The sequence below is a fragment of the Nostoc cycadae WK-1 genome (assembly GCF_002897135.1).
Lineage (GTDB): Bacteria > Cyanobacteriota > Cyanobacteriia > Cyanobacteriales > Nostocaceae > Nostoc_B.
Genome location: NZ_DF978432.1, coordinates 1 through 15633 on the forward strand (window position 1 = coordinate 1; position 15633 = coordinate 15633).

Annotated in this window: 20 protein-coding genes; 4 read left to right on the forward strand and 16 right to left on the reverse strand. The window is 39.9% G+C overall.

Going from position 1 to position 15633, the window contains the following annotated elements:
* Nucleotides 1-19: 19 nt before the first annotated feature.
* The 16 genes from NCWK1_RS17670 to NCWK1_RS17745 form a co-directional block, all read right to left on the reverse strand.
* Entirely contained in the window at nucleotides 20-1960 is a 1941-nt protein-coding gene (locus NCWK1_RS17670; RefSeq protein ID WP_245894925.1) for a DNA translocase FtsK, read from the reverse strand.
* 9 nt (nucleotides 1961-1969) lie between these two features.
* The gene (locus NCWK1_RS17675; protein ID WP_103125612.1) at nucleotides 1970-2797 is read right to left on the reverse strand and encodes a glycoside hydrolase family 24 protein; all 828 of its coding nucleotides are present in this window, start codon (nucleotides 2795-2797) and stop codon (nucleotides 1970-1972) included.
* Between the two features lie 26 nt (nucleotides 2798-2823).
* Entirely contained in the window at nucleotides 2824-3474 is a 651-nt protein-coding gene (locus NCWK1_RS17680) for a M23 family metallopeptidase (protein ID WP_222838795.1), read from the reverse strand.
* A gap of 4 nt (nucleotides 3475-3478) precedes the next feature.
* Nucleotides 3479-3820 (reverse strand): hypothetical protein, encoded by a 342-nt coding sequence (locus NCWK1_RS17685; protein WP_103125614.1) that lies wholly within the window; start codon nucleotides 3818-3820, stop codon nucleotides 3479-3481.
* Complete coding sequence (locus tag NCWK1_RS17690; protein ID WP_103125615.1) at nucleotides 3820-4308, reverse strand: hypothetical protein; 489 nt, start codon at nucleotides 4306-4308, stop codon at nucleotides 3820-3822. The genes NCWK1_RS17685 and NCWK1_RS17690 overlap by 1 nt, the downstream gene beginning before the upstream one ends.
* 18 nt (nucleotides 4309-4326) lie before the next feature.
* Complete coding sequence (locus NCWK1_RS17695; protein ID WP_103125616.1) at nucleotides 4327-4893, reverse strand: hypothetical protein; 567 nt, start codon at nucleotides 4891-4893, stop codon at nucleotides 4327-4329.
* Between the two features lie 4 nt (nucleotides 4894-4897).
* Nucleotides 4898-5740 (reverse strand): phage terminase large subunit family protein, encoded by an 843-nt coding sequence (locus NCWK1_RS17700; protein ID WP_103125617.1) that lies wholly within the window; start codon nucleotides 5738-5740, stop codon nucleotides 4898-4900.
* 10 nt (nucleotides 5741-5750) lie between these two features.
* Nucleotides 5751-5969 carry a hypothetical protein gene (locus tag NCWK1_RS17705; protein ID WP_011316696.1) on the reverse strand — a complete coding sequence of 73 codons (219 nt, stop codon included), beginning with the start codon at nucleotides 5967-5969 and terminating at the stop codon, nucleotides 5751-5753.
* 2 nt (nucleotides 5970-5971) lie between these two features.
* The gene (locus NCWK1_RS17710) at nucleotides 5972-6220 is read right to left on the reverse strand and encodes a hypothetical protein (protein WP_011316695.1); all 249 of its coding nucleotides are present in this window, start codon (nucleotides 6218-6220) and stop codon (nucleotides 5972-5974) included.
* Nucleotides 6221-6228: 8 nt separating this feature from the next.
* Entirely contained in the window at nucleotides 6229-6780 is a 552-nt protein-coding gene (locus NCWK1_RS17715) for a hypothetical protein (protein WP_103125618.1), read from the reverse strand.
* Between the two features lie 22 nt (nucleotides 6781-6802).
* Nucleotides 6803-7201 carry a hypothetical protein gene (locus tag NCWK1_RS17720; RefSeq protein WP_010994008.1) on the reverse strand — a complete coding sequence of 133 codons (399 nt, stop codon included), beginning with the start codon at nucleotides 7199-7201 and terminating at the stop codon, nucleotides 6803-6805.
* Nucleotides 7202-7994: 793 nt separating this feature from the next.
* Nucleotides 7995-8534, reverse strand: coding sequence for an HNH endonuclease family protein (locus NCWK1_RS17725; protein WP_103125619.1), 540 nt, complete (start codon nucleotides 8532-8534; stop codon nucleotides 7995-7997).
* A 5-nt stretch (nucleotides 8535-8539) separates the two neighbouring features.
* Nucleotides 8540-9784 carry an AAA family ATPase gene (locus NCWK1_RS17730; protein ID WP_103125620.1) on the reverse strand — a complete coding sequence of 415 codons (1245 nt, stop codon included), beginning with the start codon at nucleotides 9782-9784 and terminating at the stop codon, nucleotides 8540-8542.
* 145 nt (nucleotides 9785-9929) lie between these two features.
* Nucleotides 9930-10781, reverse strand: a complete 852-nt coding sequence (locus NCWK1_RS17735; protein ID WP_103125621.1) for a hypothetical protein — start codon at nucleotides 10779-10781, stop codon at nucleotides 9930-9932.
* A 13-nt stretch (nucleotides 10782-10794) separates the two neighbouring features.
* Nucleotides 10795-11595, reverse strand: coding sequence for a hypothetical protein (locus tag NCWK1_RS17740; RefSeq protein ID WP_103125622.1), 801 nt, complete (start codon nucleotides 11593-11595; stop codon nucleotides 10795-10797).
* Between the two features lie 20 nt (nucleotides 11596-11615).
* Complete coding sequence (locus NCWK1_RS17745) at nucleotides 11616-12560, reverse strand: hypothetical protein (protein WP_103125623.1); 945 nt, start codon at nucleotides 12558-12560, stop codon at nucleotides 11616-11618.
* Between the two features lie 305 nt (nucleotides 12561-12865).
* On the opposite strand from NCWK1_RS17745, the gene NCWK1_RS17750 reads away from it, so the two are divergent.
* The 4 genes from NCWK1_RS17750 (at nucleotide 12866) to NCWK1_RS29180 (ending at nucleotide 15298) form a co-directional block, all read left to right on the forward strand.
* On the forward strand, nucleotides 12866-13456 hold the full coding sequence (locus NCWK1_RS17750; RefSeq protein WP_103125624.1) for a hypothetical protein: 591 nt from the start codon (nucleotides 12866-12868) through the stop codon (nucleotides 13454-13456).
* 72 nt (nucleotides 13457-13528) lie between these two features.
* The gene (locus tag NCWK1_RS17755; protein ID WP_103125625.1) at nucleotides 13529-14638 is read left to right on the forward strand and encodes a hypothetical protein; all 1110 of its coding nucleotides are present in this window, start codon (nucleotides 13529-13531) and stop codon (nucleotides 14636-14638) included.
* Nucleotides 14639-14691: 53 nt separating this feature from the next.
* The gene (locus NCWK1_RS17760; RefSeq protein WP_245894926.1) at nucleotides 14692-15024 is read left to right on the forward strand and encodes a GIY-YIG nuclease family protein; all 333 of its coding nucleotides are present in this window, start codon (nucleotides 14692-14694) and stop codon (nucleotides 15022-15024) included.
* Nucleotides 14993-15298: a DUF3155 domain-containing protein gene (locus NCWK1_RS29180; RefSeq protein ID WP_146034006.1), complete on the forward strand. Its 306-nt coding sequence runs from the start codon at nucleotides 14993-14995 to the stop codon at nucleotides 15296-15298. Before NCWK1_RS17760 ends, NCWK1_RS29180 begins: the two co-directional genes overlap by 32 nt.
* Nucleotides 15299-15633: the final 335 nt, after the last annotated feature.

Consider the following 15633-nt stretch of genomic DNA (forward strand, 5'->3'; position numbering starts at 1 on the left):
ATTTTTCTCATATTATGATTCAAAGCATATTAAATTTACCATTATCATTACTACTACTCTCGCCATACAGACTAGCGACAAATTCATCAAAGTCTAACCCAGATTTCCATGCTGTATAAGGATCGTTCTGGTTTTTTGCTTCCAAGAGTAATTGCTGGAAGTATTCAGGATCTTCATCATCAGCAACATATAAAGCTTGGAGTCGTAAAACTTCAGTCGTCTTGTACAAAAAATCACCGTATCCCAGCAAATAAACTGCACGCTTGTCTTTATCGTCCCCCAGGATAATACAACTATCTTCAGGACGGGTTGTAACAAAGGCTGTCTTCGCTGGAAAGTTTGAGCGAATCAACGGGTCTATCACGTTTTTGTCAGGTCGCTGGGTATATAACAATACATGAATCCCTGCACCACCCGCTTTTGCAAGCAACTTCATCAGCGCAGTCTCAATGCGATCGCAATAATTATCATCGGAAAGTAGGTCAAAACACTCGTCAATTAGACAAATCACTCGTGGCATGATGCAATCAGGTGCGAACCGTGAGTTGTACTGTGCGATCGTTTCAATACTGGTGTGGCGTTCAAATTCCTGGTAGCGCAATTCCATTTCTTCGACTAAGTAATCAAGCAAGTTAGCGGTAGACTCTGCATCACGCGCAACTGGGGCTACAAGATGGGGAAGCCCATCAAATTTACCAAAGGTCACGCGCTTAACATCTGAAAGTGCCAATCGAACAACAGAAGGGGGATATCGTCGCACTAAATACAAGATTGCGGCTTTCTCAAACTGCGATTTTCCACCCCGCGTCCGTCCACCACCCAGGATATGAGTCACATTATCGCTATAAAGGGGAATTTCGACATAAGTGCCATCAACATCAACACCACCGGGGATAGACACCGAATAAATGTCAGGTTCGCCGTCAAAAGTAAAGTAATCGCGGAAATAAGCAAATTGTCTATCTAACCGGGGTATGTCAAATACAACTCCCCCAGGCACTACACTCACCATTGGCGCAACTTTTAAGCCTAATTCTTCACCCAGTTGCTGTACTAAGTCATTACCTATATCTTCTACTTTCTTGTAACTAACACCCCGTCCCAGTTTTACCCTAATACGGTTAAAAGTGGGGCCATTTTTGGCATCAATATACTTAGCATTAATATTAAAATCTTCTAAAGTATCAACTAATAGTTTTCCTGCTTGTCCCATAGTTAAAACATTTAAGCTAGCAATCTCATTATTAGCAATTTCACTATCCAAATATTTAGGTTCTTTTAAAAGAATTGAGCCATTACCTGTCACTTTTAAATCTAATGGTTTACCTGTGGCACGCGCAACAAGCACTGCCGTTCGACAGCAATAGTTTTTAATAAAGTTATCTCTCGATTTATTTGCTAAATCAGTAAAATAACCAGTTCCTTTATTGCTCAAAAATAAATTATAAAGATTCTCCTGAACTACTTTATAACCAATCTGCTTGAGATAAATATTTTTGATTGATTCTATATGTTCAAATAAAGATTCAATTGGCGAGCTACTAACTATCTCAATCATTTTTTGATACACGTTATTTTGCTCCCACTGTGATGGCATTCGATTGAGATGGATATACTCAAGTGCATAACGTACAAACTCGTACTGATTTAAAGTACAGTGTTCTGCACATATTGATAATATTTCATCATCGTTTGTACCTGCAATTACTGATTCGTATATCATCTGAAATAAAAATTCTAAGTTAAATTCAACAACTGGACGTGATAATTTTGCTCTAAAGTCAATCTGCTTTAAAACAGTTTCAGCATAAAAAACCATTGCGTCCGGTAAAGCTTCCTGTACATTCTCTACAATCTCTTCATTGCTCAAACCATCTTGTTTGGCCTGTACAATTGCAGTCCAAAGCTGTTGTTTTTGAATTTCAGTATTACCATTAGTGTTATTGTATGGTGGTAACATTACTAAGTTTCACTTTCTAGAAATTTCAAACTTCTGTAATTGCTGCTGATAGTAAGTTCTTAATTGAGCAATTGATTTAGCATTTTGATTGTAATTATTACAAGGAAACGAAGCCCAAATTCTACCTACTTTGCATACAGCAGTATCAAACCTTCCTGCTTCAATGTCACTTAAAGCATTATTACGACGAATATATTCAATTGCCATCTTGTCCTGAGAAGCTGGACTAAAATCTTTTAAGTTTAACTTCGGCCGAAGGTCATACCAACTTATATCCAACATTTGATAAGCACCAGCCGCAGTCGAACAAACATTTTTACCATTAATAGGAGCGCACTGTTTCTTTAACGGGTGCGTAGAAAAATCATTAAAAGTTCCGTTAAATACTAACTTGCGATAACTTTCTGGCTCACTGGTTCCTGTTTCTGCCCAACGAATTGTTGCTAAAAAAGCACTCAAACGTGGTGAATAAAGATGTGGTAAGTAATCTCTTGCACTAACTCTTATTTTTAAACTATTTGATGACAATGAAGAAACACCAGTACTTTGAGAAATTGAAAAATAAATGCCTAAAGTAATTAAGGAAGCAGTTGACAAATGAATGGGTTGAAAACGGGATATAAATTGATGACGAGGACTGAAAATCAATCCTACTAAACCACCAACAATAAACCCAAATTTCCAACTATCAACTGCCTTACCGAAACTACGCACTTGGCAAACACTATCCGCACCCTTGGATACTAATCCACATGGCAGTGAAGCTACTCCAAAAGAAAATGCAACAGAGCAGGCTGCACCAACCACACCTGATATAAAAATCGGTACAATTTGCATTGCTCTTGCCAATAGCTAAATAACTTTCAACGGTTTGCTAAATATTCGTGTAAATAAGGGTGGGGGTTCTGCGCTACACCATTAACGTGAACCTCAAAATGTAAATGTGGCCCCGTCGAAAACCCCGTACTACCTACTGCTGCAATCATCTGCCCACGGACAACAAGTTGTCCCTGCTGTACATACAGCTGACTAGCATGACCGTAGAGAGTAGATAAACTTCCCTGATGCTGAATAATAACTGCTTTGCCGTAACCATCCTTATCACCCGCAAAAGCTACTCGGCCAGCATCAACTGCATAAATTGGAGTACCCTTGGCTGCGCCAAAATCAATTCCCCTGTGAAACTTGCGATCGCCTGTAATGGGGTGTGTCCGCCAACCAAATTCACTAGTTACAGGAGTACCAGCCGCAGTAGGAAAGACAATTCGACGATTATTTAAAACCTGATTACTACGAATAGTTTTTGGTAGTATTAGAGCTTGGAGAGATTTAACTAAGAGTTGAGATTCAATCCATCCAGAAACCTGGGGAATGACCATCGCTGCAATTAAAACTGAGGTGGCGATCGCATATCTCCAATTTGCACTCGAACTAGTATCGACCGTCTCATCCAAACTAGTTACAGTCGAATTACTAACCTCCTTTTTACCGTCAGTTTCAAAGATTATTCGCATTGTCTCAACGCCTTTTTGCATTAGCAGGAGAAACCTGCCAACAACCAATCTTTGCAGTACTCAATACTTCCTCAAAATCATTCTGAGCTACACGGCAGTCAGGAGAATTTAAGCCATCTCCGGATGTTGCAGATTCCTTAACTTTAGGGGAATAGCGCGTAGAGACAGGATTAGAAGATATATTCACACTAGGTGTAGCAGTAGAAACAGCAGTCGGCGATAAAAATGGAAGCTTTTGTGCCAACGCCACAGCATTACGCCAGTTATAAAACTGCAAATATCCTGGTTGCAAGATATCTGCAATCCACACCAGCAGTACGAACCAAAAAATTGCCTTTATCCACATTATTCCAATTGTTTAACCACAGGCAGGGCAAAAGAAGGAACTTCCTTGGGTACAACTTCAATCTTCTTCCCAGCTGCATATCCTGGCCCGGTGTAACTGCCATTAAGGAGAAAATTCAACAGCATTATTAACAACCACACTCCTACAGCAGCGACACCTACAGGAGATTTAATTACATCTGATAAAAAATATACTGGATACCAGCCAAATCTCCAGGGATTCTGCGGATGTAGTCGATGTGCTTTCCAAGTCTCAATGTAGGGAATTTCTATCTGAGGAACTTTCGGCTTATAAGCAGTAGGCGCATTAATATACCTAACTTCTACGGGTTGAGTATCATAAGTGGTCATAGGAGAAATGTTAGGTTGCTGATTTACCATTCCTCCTTGCTGTACCTGCTGCAACATATTTTGCAACCGATTGGCAGGCACAATTGCTCCACCTTCAGAATAATCAACATCAAAATTACGGCGTTGATTTCTACTCATAATATGACCTCAAATTAATTAACTGGCGGGTTTATTATTTATTTGGGAGTTAGTATCTTCCCAAAAATCTTCATCTTGAAGTTGGGCGTAAAACTCTTCTGGAGATAACATTCCAGGTTGATTTTGCACTCCATCTTCAACAAACTGACTACTATCTACTCGCCCTAATCCAGAAACAGCAGAACGAGGAGAAAATTGAACGACATTTTTAGCAGAAAATTCGTTATTAAATCTCATCCCAGGAGGCGAAACTGGGGGGATTAAAGAAGTCTGAATATCAGTATTAGGAACACCAACATGAAGTTGTTGATTGCCAGATTTTCCCAAATTTTCAGACACTGCATCTGTTTCTTCAACTGCATTGTTATAGTCAGAAATTCCCCAACTCAAGAAACAAGTAAACCCAGCCAGAAATATAACTGCACTCATCCAATGCACTCCTGAATTGGGAGATGGCATCATCTCAATCGTTGTGCGAGTTGAACCTTCCAGGGTAGTACGAATAGGGGTACGTTTGACTGCCGCTACAACATTGAGCGAACACAAAGCTATGCAAATTATCGCAGCAGCAAACTTAACATACATGACATCACTCCCCTGATTTATTAACAGGCTTTCTATTAGGAATTGGCTGAGGTAATTGCTTCTTCATTTGTTGGAGATATATTCGCCTTTCCTCCTCCTTCTGGCGTATTTTCTCGCGGATGTCTGCCACCTGTGCCATCTGCTCTACTGGATCTAAATACCCCCGCGCCCGTAACAGCTGCGCCTGTGCAAGCGAGTATGGTTCTTGAGCATTCCTAATCTGAATTAGCATTTGATTCAGATCGACCGATGGTTGAGATTCCAAATTCTGGGCGTAATCAATCGCCTCTAATTTACCCAAGATCAAAACAGCAGCAGCTCCGGTTGGTATCTTCTCCTCAACTTTCGTACCATCGGTTTTGCGGTATCCCCAGTAAAAACTATTATTTCCAGAAGCCGCTTCTAGTAAAACATCCAGCGAGTTGAATTTAACTATCTCTAGTGCCGGCATATAGTGAAGGCGGTAAAATCCAGATTTCTCATTAGCTTGCATCCTGGATATTTCACCCCGCAATTGCTGTCCCCACAATGCCGCCGCCAACTGTCGCCAGCCTGTAAGAGTAGGCGCACCCTCTACTGAGGAGTAACTGGACAGATGGTCTATATTGTAGTCAGTACGAGAAAGCTTCTCTAAGTATACCTCCCGAATTTGGGAAACTTGCGCCTTTACCTGTTGTACCTCCGATATTTGATTACCTGGAATTTGTTGCTTCCATCCAACCATCAATGCAACCGCCCCTATAACAGACAGCGCACTAACAGTTGAACAAACCGTCCACAGGGTAACATTTACCTTTTGTCTTCTTCGACTTGGCTGTTTATTTCGCACAGGTGTAGGAGTAAACATAATTTACCCCTTACGTATTATCAACAACCAACTGCAACTGAGGGCGCTTGTTTAACTCGCGGGCGATCGCAATTCCTGCACCACCCACAACTATCCCGGTTAGTAATAACAGAGGGTGCAAGGCAAGCGTGGCCCCCACTCCCAATAGCTGTCCTACCATCCCAGAAACACCCAAGTTCATTAACAAACCACCCGCAGTGTTAACCAAAAAGTCAAATGCTGCACTCATACTTACTCCCTGGTAAACCAAATAACTACTAGTGCCAGAATTAAACCAACTAATTCACCTATGCCTACACCAATCAAAATTGGCTGGATGCTGTAAATCTCTTGTTTATCCTGCGTTGGGGGAATTGCTACCCATGTCCCAACCACAGTACCAGCTACTACCGAAAGTAAATTTATACCAACTGCTTGAGTAGATGTTTTTCTCAAATTAAGTAAACTCTCATCCCGTATTCGATAGCAGATGGGTAGCATCTGAGCTACTATTTCTTCGGAGATTGCACGGTTTTCGGCTGCGAGGACTTCAACTGTCTCGGCGGCGGTGTCGATGTACTGACCAACAGTGGATGAGTCTCTTCCCCCCAGTTCACTTTGCCGAAAAAATCGTTATCAATGCGCGAATTGATTCGCTCTTGCGCCTGATCGTAACCAGGCGCAACGGAAGTATTACCTTCAGCCAGCGAACTACTGCCATGAAAAACAAATTCTTCTAGAGCAAGTGTGGAAGATTCAAGCACCACTTTATGGCGTAATTCTCCTAACTGAATTCCCCTGTCTGCATCCCGATAAAGTATTCCTACAAAACTATCAGGGGAAGCTTGTTCTGGGTCTACGCCAAATCGTTGTTTAATATACTCGCGCTTGTCGAACTTATGTTCGCCTACTTCTGATTTGCGATCGCGCATTGCAATCAAGTGCTGGGCAGCTTCTTCCAAGGACATACCTTCACGAGAAGCTATTTCTTTAAGTTGAACTAATTGCTGTTCGATTGTTTCATCAAGCGTATCATTTGGCTGCAAAGCTAAATCTAACAACCGACAGCAGGTACGTACTACATCAGGCGACACCTGCAAAGTCTCTGCCACTTTGTTGATATGCTTCATTGCGCTCAATTCTCCTAATTACTGATTGCACAATCGGGTTATTTTTTTCTTCATCAGATATATGCTTGGTCAAAAAGTTATAAAGAGTTAAGCCATTAACTTTTTGTAAATAAGCATCTAAGCCACCAGCAGGAATTACTTGCTGTAAATATTCCTTATACGTCAACCGCCGAATTTTGGTAGCAACGTAGAAAACATCAGCAATCTCAACTGTTGCTGCATCAAAATATCCTCCCCGCTTTCGCGGTTTGACTATACCGGCATAGGGATACCACTTTTGTAAAGCAGAGATTGAAATCCCGTATCTTTCGGCAAGTGTTTTTTGGGTGTAGATAACGTTTTCACATATCATCAAACTCAATTCCAAGTAAAAGACAACATCAATGAGAAGCGAATTAAACTAGTAAATTACTAAACTGTTTATCAATTAGAAAATAATTTACCAAATATGCCAGTTTAGTACAGGTATAGCTCAACTCAAATACATCTATAGTTCAACCTATCTCCAAATAAACTGCACACTAGCCAAGTTACATACTGCCTGTTGATAATGCAAGCACGTTTGTATATATGAGTAAAAACAATAAAAAAAATACTCTTTTAATAAAAAATTACTCTAACAGAAATATATAACGAAATATGGGACTTAATAGCCTGTGAGAAGTTCATCGAACTTTTACCCATTTATCTTGCAGTCTCATGTTATGAAAATACTTGCCTTCACAATCTAATAACTGCAAAGCTTACCCTTGTTGAGAAATAGCCTGCTGCTGTTTCTTTACCGCGCGAGCTATCAGAGGGGCTTTTTTCTCTAATCCTTGTAGGGGTAAAAGTGGCCAAGCTGTCACAAGCCGCCATGCAAGCCCTGAAATCCTTACATTATAAAGATTTCAGAAAATTTTTTCGGTTTTGAGATGCCGACAGCATTTGACGTACCAAAATACTCTAGGAAGGGCTGTACCAATTAAACCATCCCATTTTTAAGAGCCTGAAACCCTCATGGCTACGTTACTAAATGCAGTACCAAATAGCCTAAGCTTCAATTGGGACACCAAAAATTAGGTTTTTCGGCGATTTTCGGGTCGGAGAGCAATTTTATTTTTGTAACCCTTCCGTAGCAAGACTTTCAGACGTTACGTGGCGGCTCATGTCACGCTCGCTACTTTTCCCCCTTGTAGAGTCAAATCACCATCCAAATAAAGTTGATACCATTGTTGACGCTGGCGCAAGACTCTTTCGTCATCCCGTAACCGCAACCTTTCCAAAGTAAATTCTGCCCTTTGAAGTTGTTGCGGAGTAACTTTATCTGTTAATACTAATTGTAGGGAAGGAAGTAAAATTTCAAACCAATCTTCTCCCAAATCAAAAGGATCAAGCACCTGGTCGTCAAGCGTACCTTTACTACTATTAATCCAAGCAGAAGCAAAGCGTAAATTGCTCCATTCATAAGCTAAATTGCGATAATTTTCACGGCTGCGATAATGATCTACTGTCCCAACTGGTTCGTACATAACGCTATAGCCACAAAGATTATTAAATCCATCGGCTAAATAACTTTTGAAAGGCGACCAATAATCTCTGGTTCCTTTTTTGGGATCAGGATTTTTTTCCAACCAAGTATTTCCCGGTTGTCGCACTTTTTCATCAAAATCAGGCGGTTCTGGAGGAGGATTAAATGGCATCATCTGTGTTATACCTCTGATAACCCAAAATTTCTTTTCTCCGTTGTAACTATCCAACGGGGCCAAAATGGGTCATGTCCTGGTAAAACTCTTTGAAGTTCCTGATGGATTTGTGTTGGTCTTCTCAAGTGTTCTGGAAACGCATTCATATCATCATTACGCATCCAAGCCTCTGCTGCTTCAATTGCGATTTCTGCTTCCTTGGAACGGGCTTGTTTGAGACCAAAAATTTCTGAGGTTAACCATCCAACTGTATCCCCTTGTTTTGACCAAGGTACTTCATCAAGGCTAACTTCTCTATCTTGTAATTTAAATAAAAATAGTTGATCTTCTTGCTCATTAAAATTTGGCTCTAAGGAAGCAAGAACAAGTGGAGAATGAGTAGTTACTAAAGCCTGTATCTTCATCCTGGGTTGTAATTCTTTCACTACAGCTAAAATAGCTGGTAAAATCACTCTCTGCCAACGAGGATGTAAATGAGATTCAATTTCATCAATTAGTAAAACTATCTGATTTACTGGCTTTTGTTGCCGTAATTCAGCAGCTTTTTTATGTTCGTACCAAGTCCATACTAGTAAATAAGCTAGTCCCAGAATACGCTTCATTCCTGCTGATGTTTGAGTGACAGGAACATTTCCGTAAGGTAAGTTAACTGTAGGAATATCGCGCACATCTTCAATAGAAACTCGCGTTGGCTCTCCCACTTCTATCCATTCTGAAGGGTGAGGTGCAAGTTTTTTAATAACATTAGAAAATAGTTGGAATGGATATTTATTTGGTTGATTTTGCCATGATACCCAATCTTGAATTAAACCATTACAAAGAACTTTATTTTTTAATTTTAATCCATTCCAGAGTGTATTTGGATTAAAATTATAAGCAATATCGCGTTGGCGAGCTGGGTCAAAAACAGAAAAACTACCATCAAACCGTACATAAATAACGACCTCTTTTAATAAAGGAGGCATTTGTAAACTACGCCATTTTTGTTCAGAAAAATCAAAGTAACTCTGATATTCTCTTATATCTTTTTTATTGCTAACTATTCCTGTAATTTGCGGATTTTCACCTCTGACTCGCTGTGGGTACGCTGGTTGTTCTACCCAATTTGTAGTCATCACCCACCAAGCGATATCTAGTAAAAAACTTTTACCTAAACCATTATCACCTGTAAATATATTGAGTCTATCGGCAAATGCGACATCAAAGTGGGCAGCAGGGCCAACTTGCTGGAGGTGAAGTTCTTTTAACATTTTGCTCTCCCAAACAATTTTATACTTATCAAATAACCTCTTATAAATTAGATAACCTTACTTTAAGTATTAACATTATTTCTTTAACTGCGCTTTTAGATAAATTTAGTTAATTACACCTATGAATTTTATGGAACTAGCTATTTTATCGTTTGAAAAATAACAATATTCCGTGCGGATAATGCGTAAATTCATCTTCATTAAGATTAGAATGTTGTGATTCATATCCTTGTAAATCTTGACTAGTAAGTGAGTACACATCGCTTGTTATAAGTTGATATCCTTGAGTTTTAAGATATCCAACTAACTTATCAGGGATTATATGGGAGGCACCATATGTTGGTAATAAATTATGTGCAATTTTATCTTCATCTGAAATATCTAATCTAACAATACCTGTACGACAAAATAGATTAAAATCAATTGGTTCAATCAAACTACTTGTAATAATTTCAATTGATTTTACTTCCTCAGCTAACTGATTTGTACTTGCAAAATTCCGCGACCACGGGTTTCCAATTAAAAATAGCCGCACTGATATTGCCTCCGGTTGCACCTTCACTATATCGAGTAACAACCGCATAACGGCATTTGGTTGTAAATAATCTAACACTCCATGTACTGAAATTAACCGTAAGGTTTTAGGAGCGTAAAGTTTTGTCAGTTCAAGTTCTGCTAGATTGCGATCGCAAAAATAATTTAACTGTAGATTTGGGTATTGGCTGCGTAAAGCTAAAAACTTTTCTGGTGGATGAGTAGCAATGTCGTAACAGTCAATTGTCGGAAGTTGGTAGCGCGTCAAGCCAACTCCTTCAAAACCAAAAAAAACTTCACGTTCGGCAAAACCTGCACCCAAAATAGCTACACTATCACCTTTACCTGAAAGAATCGCTTCCCAAGTAAGGGGATAAACATTAGGAGTAAGCTCCAAAAGCCTAGCTTTACTAATCTCTAGGATATTGCCACTGCCCTTATTTTCTAGGAATCTTACTGCCATAAAACCTCGCTAATTATGAAACAATCTTGGGACGGTTGATTGGTGTAATGTCTTTACCTTCGCCCAAACGGTAAACTTCCCTGCGCCCGCCTATATCAATCTCAAAAAACCTATAACTCGTAGTAAACTGTGCCCACGCTGCTAAAGGATTAGTCTTGGGCAAATTTGTCGTTGCCTGGTAAGTGATTTCAAAACCTGTGCTACCATCATGCTTAAACTTCTGTATAAAAATCTGGTAGTCTCTAGCGTGCCAAAAATCTGTGGTTCGACGACGCACCACATCTTGTGAGTCAGAACTCATTGCCCGTGCTGCTGATGCGGACACGATCAATTGAAAATTGTCAGACATTCGTGTTAGAGCAAGTTTCTTGTCTGGGTTTGAAAATACTTCATCAACAATTGGTCTGAGTTCAGGGTACAAAAAAGTTTCGGCAATGTAAAAGCCTCGAGATTCGTAGATATTATCCTCAAAGTAGCGATCGCTTTCGCCCAGTCCATTAGATTCAAAACGAACCGACTTTTGTAAGCTTGCAAAAATTAAGTCTTCGTATAACTTCTGCTGCGATGCTGGCGTTGCTGCAAGAATTTTGAATGCAGATCCGCGCATCCCCTGAATTCCAATCAAAGCACAGGTACAGTTGAGGGATGCAGCCCACGTCGCTAGAAATTTTCGATAGTTAGTATAAAGTATTAATGCTTCCTGGTAGGCAGGAGCTTTAATTTTGAGTAAATGCTTTACTGGGTTCGGCTTAATCTCCCATCCAGGTCTAGATAATAAAGTCCACAACGTTGAGGAATCTTCAATGGCATCCATGCATTTATTCCCTCAGCAAATTAATGACAATTATTTGTCTGTCCGTTCCTGTCAAATCTCATACGGGATATGAGTTCCTTCAGATGCGCTGGGTCTACACCAAACCTATGAGCAATGTCATACTGCTCATCTTCTGTTGGCGGTGCATTTAGTGTCAGTAAATGCTCCAAAAACGGTTGTGACCCCCCTAAAGGCAAACCATCATCTGTAAAAGGTAACCTATGTTCGTGCATTGGCTCCTCAAATACCGCAGGGCGGGTATTTTGTAGCCACGCTCCAACCTCACCAGGTTTTGGCGGATCTATCCCCAATCGCTCACATTCTTCTAATAACTCATTTGATAATTGGGATTCTACTGTAGACAGGCTGCGCGATCGCTCCACCAAATCTTGTAACCATTCATGTAGTTTTCCTGTCTCTGGTAACTGCAAACCCAGCGTCTGACAAGCAGCTACAAACTCTTGCCCAATAATAGCTTCCCGATGCAAATTCCTCAAAAATGCAGCATACTCATCTTCTGATAGTACATTAAGCTGCTGCTGAAAAAACCTCTGAATTTCTCGACTTAAACGAAATATACGTGATGCCCCAAAATCATTATCTTTCTTAATCCCCTCAATATCACCCAAACCAAGGGAGAGATTATCTACAAACCAAACTCCCACCTGACCCACTTCAGGTACTGGTAAACCCAAGGATTCGCACGCAAATATCAGTTCTATACCCAAAGAGGTATAACCCGAAAACATCTGCTCCAAATTACCCGGTTGAGGAACTGGTTTACCACTTTTTTGAGCTAGGTCAACTAAATCCAAACCCAAATCAACTAAACGCCTTAGAGTTTTTGCTAAAGTGCCACCCAATATCGGCAGTACATCATCTACCTTTTGCCGCACACCAGGTGCAAGGGTAAAGGATACCCGGTCAGTATCCCCTCCAGAAAAGCGTTCGCGCTGATTTGACACACGTTTTTTGAACTTGGTTTATCTAGGTTTCTCTTCAGTTTATAGAAACAACAGGGTTTTTAGTTACAAACATTAACTTTTATATCAAAACCCATATCACTACAACAACTAAATGACTTGCCCTCAATAAACCCTTTGAATTTAGTGATGTACTAAATTTAATTAGCGCATCGCTAAATATTAAATAATATTAAGTTAATACATCACTAACTTTGCGAATCGGTAAACTTTACCTAAAAAGCACAAAACAAGGGCTTGAGATAAATCAAGCTAACTCGGTAAAAATCCTGTAAGAGTTAATAAAGATGCAAAAGAGCTACAAAGTGGTAGAAATACTACCAAAGCAAGGATTAGAACCCAGACAATTTCTACGCTACTGCTTCGGTATAGCCGAACTCAGCCCCCCAGAACTTCTCGAAGAAGAAACAGATTCGCAATACCGCAAAAAATGTATCACTGTACTATGTGCAGTCTTAGGTGTGCAAAGACCGACAGTCCGTAAGTGGGGAAGCGATCTCAACTTTGACGGAATACCCAACTACTGCAAAATTTCACTTGCTTACATTCACGCGGCCGAAATCATACCAAACCAGCTAAAAAGCATCTTGACAGGAGAATACAACGCACCGGAAGTAGACGCTCAAACCTTTCTAGAAAAAATACTCCTTGAAGGGTTAACTGAACAGCAAATACTGCAAACTGTTTCCCACGCCAATTTTCGCGCAACTTGTGTCAAAACCCTCACGCAAGTATTACATATTGGCACCAAATCAGTCCAAGATTGGGGTCAAGATATGTCGTTTCACAAAATGCCCAAAATTCACAAGCACACCTTGGGCTATGCTTTGGCTGCTATTTCCAAATCATCAAAAGTTTGGGACAAACAAGCAGCCTGAATTATTTGCGCTGACTGAAATAGGTAAGTGGTCTTTTAAGACCAACGAAATTAATGCAAAGTGAATCTTATCATGCCAGCAACTATCACATCAATCTCTTATCTCCAAAAACATCAATTAGATCCAAATCCAACCGCACATATCGACACTAGCAGTCTGGAATATTTGCACGCCGCTTTCTTACTCTACGAATACAAAACCACCTACAGCAAGAAAGAATACCGAACCTTGCTCGATACATACGGTTGGGACAAAGGAAGCTCTGAGGAAAAACGAGCGATCAAAATAGCCGAAAACTTCCAAGAATTTTTAACTTGTCCTCAACACCTAGCCGCAATTCCAGTAACAATACTTCTCAGGCTGTGTTCTCCTCAATACAAGCCAATCATCAGTCAGCTACAAGATTACCCAATTGGGGGATTGACCTGTAAACTGGTACTGGAGTTAATCGAAGAAAAGAAAGCCCTCCTTAAAGGTCAAAAACAGGAACAACAAAAGCAGATATCAATCTGGCGCAGAACTCCAAAAGGCGATCGCTACTGTCAATTCCCTCCTCAGTGGGAAGAAGACCACCAAACAGGGGTACTCACACAGGAATTAATTGATGGGTATGGGCTACTCCCTCAGCAAATTCTCCGCGAAGCGATCACAGATTATCACGCCAAAATCAAATCCCAAGAAAAAGAGCAGCCCCAGGAAGAGACTGCTGAATCTGAAGTGGTTGATTCGAGTATGCTTCCACAATTAGAAACATCCCCAACAGAGAGCGAAAAAGCTATAGAAGTTAACTCCAGGCTAAAACAAAACGAACAAACCAGCACCAGTAACGCTACAGAACAGCAGTCAGTTGGGGAAGAAGTGTTAATGCTGGCAGAAAAACTCAAATCAGCTACCAGTTATTATCAAATTAGAAGTGCTATCTACAGGCATCTGGCTGTTAAAGATGAAGCTTGGAAGCAGCTTTCTCCAGAAGATCAGTTAAGAATTGAAAAATTGTTGCCCCAGGAAGTATTAGCTCTCCAAACAGCCAGAGAAGCAGGTTTAATTATTGACTACTATGAATTAGAAACTGGTTGTTTTCAAGTATTTATTGCCAATGAAGATAAGCCTGTAAGCATTAGTAAATCAAATGTAATTAGTTGGATACAGGAACAAGAAAGACTCAACTGCGTAATGACATAAACCACCACAATTAGCTAACGCCTCAGTTTTCAAAATAATCCAAAAAAGCATATATGGAATTGTCAGGAGAAATTCCCTCAATTCCTTGCTGCTACCTGATTGAGCTATCTCGTCCGCTTGGTAATGAGAAACATCAAGCTCGTTATTACTTAGGTTCATGCGCGAACCTCAAGAAAAGATTTCAGCAGCATCTACAAGGGTCTGGAGCAGCATTTACTCGTGCTGCGATAAAACGCGGCATCGAATTCAAAATTGTCCACGTATGGAAGACTTCAAGTAAACAAGAAGCCCGTCAGCTTGAAATTCAACTCAAACGATATAAAAACCACGCACAACTATTAAGGAGAGTGCAAAATGTCAAAACGAATTCGACAAAAACTAGGTAGATACAATTTAAGACGCAGATTACGCGGAAAAGTTTTGCTATCAAAGGTTACAAGCTTTAGTTGCTATCAACAAAACCATCAAGAAAAAACCTGTACAACTGCAAGGAAATTCATTCGCAATAATAATATTCAACCACCATGCGTTATCACCGTACTCAAGATATCGGGTAGTGAAGAAAAATTTTTTTTGTCAAATCACGGACTATTTAGTTATAAATATGCTATTGAAAATCACAAACTATTCTCACCGGAAATAGCATCTGCTGCTAGTTAAAATTAGCTAATACCTGAATCAATTACAGCCTGTCAGATATGGCAGGCTAAAAAATAGATCTCTTGCACGAATCAAGAAAACAAAGAAAGTTCATACTTAAGAAGTCTAGCAATCAAGTTACAACGTAAGCCAAAATTCAGTTTTCTTGTTTGCTCTGCCAATTCAGTTACAACAAATTTAAACAAGTATTTTTTTATGTAAACATTATTATTTCTAAATTTACATTGAAAATAATTCACGTAGAGCAGATGTTAGGATCAACACTGCCTTTCTTAAGCAGCGGAAAGTACTGAAGGAATATTCAGGAATACACTGGTTGTTAGTTGACTTTTATA